Raw genomic sequence first — 3,528 nt, forward strand, 5'->3', positions numbered from 1 at the left:
CATTGAAGCGACAGGTATTAGCACCACGGCAAATTTTTTTACAATGGGTGGCAACTCGATCAATATAATCAAGCTGCTTTCGATGATAAAAAAATCAGGATATGAAGTATCGTTACGTGATATTTATAACAATCCTTCTATAAAGAGTTTAAGCCCTTATTTACAAACCGGCGTTACACCATTTGCAAGTACGGCAAAGCTCACCCAAGCATACATGTTGCCTGGTAATCGCAGTTGGTATTTCGATGGCCGGACTAGGGATTTAGAGCAGTGGGGTGTGAGTTATGAGTTAGCAATCAATGATACATCAAACCTTGTAGATGTGTTTGAACAAGCCATTGCTACGCTATTAACTTTACATGAGGGTTTGAGGGCGCACATCATTAAACATGAAGACACTTATCAAGAAGCCTTAGGTCGTTTAAATGTTGAAGACTATTTATGTAAAAAGAATTTATCTGAGTGTAATGTAAGTCAGATTGACGCGCAGATTAGCGTATTCAAAAATAGCCTCGATATGTCTAAATCAATGATTAAGTTTCTATATTGCGATTTGGGTGAAGATAGCAGCGACCGGATCATTGTACTACTTCACCACTTTCTATTTGACCAGTACTCAGTCAATATTGTGCTAAGAGACTTTATGGTTATATTTAGCGAGTTGGAGCAAGGTAGGCCTTTTGAAACAGCAGCGATAGGGGGTGGCTTTAGTCAATGGGTTCGAGCGAATGCGACTTGGTTGAATTCTAAAGAGGCTGTACGCAATATTCGTTATTGGGAGAGTAAAAAAGGCAGAGTCAGTATAAGCCTACCGACTGACTATGAGTTTTCTGATGCGGTAAATACGATTGGTAATAATATCAAGTATGTTGAAACCCTATCACCCATAGACACAAATAAAATAGCCGAATTTTCTAAATCGCTAGCATGTGATGAGTTTGATGTGATTATTGCAGCTATGTCAGAAACCATCTCAGACTGGATTGATCATCCATCATTTTATTTTGAATTGGTTGTTTTTGGACGAGATTTGTATCAAGAGTTAGATTTATCTGAAGCTGTGGGATGGATGAACGAATTTGTGCCAGTACACATTAATATAGACCCATTAAGTGCCCGAGAAGAAGCGGTTTTAAATGTCAAATCTTCGATGCAAGAAGCAAAAAATTATGCAAGAGGTTTCAATTTATTAAAGTATAAGCCGATTGATATATTGCCTGAACATGATATTTCAAATCTAGACAAGCCTGAATTTGCAATAAATTATGTACCTAGAAACTTAGTTGCACCGGTCCCATTTAATGGTAATACTAATCTCTCTCTGCTAGGTGTAGAGGAAATGATAGGTGAGAAGCGCGAGGCAGTTCATAAAATCAGTTGTCAAATTCAGTACTCTCAAGATCAATTAGAGTTGCATTGGCACTTCGGGCGTAAAATTTACCACTTGGATACGATTAAGGCGTTATCAAAAACGTGTGTTCGGAAATTACTGAATACAGATAATGATTAACAGGCCCATATATTCACAATGTGGTCGTTATGAGAAATAAAGACTAATTAGCTTTATCTGTGCTTGGTTTTCTTTATGTTGGCTCAATGATAAAAGTGAAAACAATAACCTTTCATATTGATATGAAGATAACCCAGCGATAGAAAAACTGAAAAATAACAAGCAAAAAAGGATATTTTAATGAATGCAAATCAAGGTATCAGCATTATTATTCCAACGTATAACAGTAGGGATATTTTAAAAAGAACACTAGATTCATTGGTTGATCAGTACTTATCAAAAGATAAATATGAAGTGTTGATCATCGATGATGGTTCATCAGATGATACGCGGTCTATGGTAGAACCCTATAAAAGCATCATCAATGTCAGCTATTTTTATCAGCAAGACAGTGGCTTCAGAGTCGCCAAAGCAAGAAACATAGGAATAGACAGTGCGATATTCAATCGCATTTTATTCTTTGATGCTGGCATGTTGGCTTCACCTATGTTGTTACAAAAACATTATGTATCGAGTTTGAGTAATAGCAGCGGTGTTACAATTGGAATGTCTTATGGTATTAATGAGTTTACTACCGAAAATAGCGAAGATTTAGTGGGTATTTTAGAGAAAAACAGTGTGGCGGATGCTTTTTCAGTCATGAAACAGAACACGCAGTTGTTTGATTGTAGGTATGAGTATTTAAAATCAATTAATTTTGAAATTAATACAGTGACCGTTCCTTGGATCCTCTGTTGGACCAGTCATTTATCATGCTCAACTGAAATCATTAGAGAGTTAGGTGGGTTTGATGAGTATTTCAGTTCTTGGGGAGGAGAAGATGTGGAGCTTGGGATTCGATTATATCAATTTGGTTGCAAGTTCCAATTAATGGATAGTTTCGAATCTATTCACTATCCACATTATAAAGATGGTGAGAAAAGAAAAGAAACAGCAAAGCACAATATTGACTATATAGATAAAAAGCACAATTTACATGCAACTAAGTTGATGAAAAATCATGGCTGGCAAGAGGTAATCCGGTTAGCGTAACGTGAATGATTGGAGCAGGCCATATTTAAAAATCGCCTGCTTACGCTATAAATGAACCCACGTCTTGGTAATATCACCTCACATCAGCTTCAAAAGGGTATTGCTTTTTAAATTAAATTAGCGGTAAACTAAGAAGTACTCGCTTTAATGTCAATATTGTTTCCTACGCAATTGTGTAGAATCTTAGTCCAATGGATGACTTTTGCTATTGGTTTATCGGGTAAACACTATTGGTGCGAAGAGCAGATAAAAAATCATGCTAACCCAAACTATATCTTGATGTTGTACGTAAGGGGATCATGTCTAATAGGATTGTTATCAAAAATTGATGATATTTTGAGAAGTAAAAAAAGCGATGTTTATTGTCGTCAAGGGCGTTAAATATAAATATCGGTGATTTATAATTTATTCAAACATGACTAAAGCGACCATAAGAGTGGCATAAGGTGAGTCATAAGTTGATGCAATTAGATATCAGTTAAATGCTAGGTTCCTATAAAGTGGTTGTTGTTTATTGAATAGAATAAGAACGTACAAAAATCGAAACAAGGCAACCGTTGTGCGTATTTTGGCATTATTGCTTTTGTGACGCTTTGTTTAGTCGATGTTATTACAACAGTTCACATTAATTTATGGGTATGAGAAATTGAAAGAGGGTAAATGAGCAAGTTAAGCTTTCGCCGAGAAGACTTAAAAGCATGCTCATTATTTTTTTAGTTATTGGAATTTACGTGGCAGCTGCGACATATCGCAACGGATAGGATGAGCGTCACAACACATTATTATAGATGTAATATCACGATTAAGTTTTGTTCGCAGTGTGGGTAACCGTCATTAAGAATAGGGCTATTTTAAATATTAAGGGTAGAGTTTCAGTGGAAAATATTAAAGACTTGATAGCGGAGTGTTCAGAGGCGCTATTCTCATTTGAAGTAGTTGATAATGATCAATTAAAGGTAGGCTTTGATAGTGAGCAGCCAGACCCT

2 protein-coding genes are annotated in these 3,528 nt (G+C 36.1%); both read left to right on the forward strand.

Features of this window, described 5'->3' with window-relative positions; all coding sequences use genetic code 11:
- The coding region (locus tag J8M01_RS23580; RefSeq protein WP_211059574.1) for a condensation domain-containing protein at positions 1 to 1,510 on the forward strand (1,510 nt) is incomplete at its 5' end.
- Between the two features lie 180 nt (positions 1,511 to 1,690).
- Positions 1,691 to 2,542, forward strand: coding sequence for a glycosyltransferase (locus tag J8M01_RS23585; RefSeq protein ID WP_211059575.1), 852 nt, complete (start codon positions 1,691 to 1,693; stop codon positions 2,540 to 2,542).
- Positions 2,543 to 3,528: the final 986 nt, after the last annotated feature.

The sequence above is a fragment of the Pseudoalteromonas sp. MMG005 genome (genome assembly GCF_018101015.1).
GTDB classification, from domain to species: Bacteria; Pseudomonadota; Gammaproteobacteria; order Enterobacterales; family Alteromonadaceae; genus Pseudoalteromonas; species Pseudoalteromonas aurantia.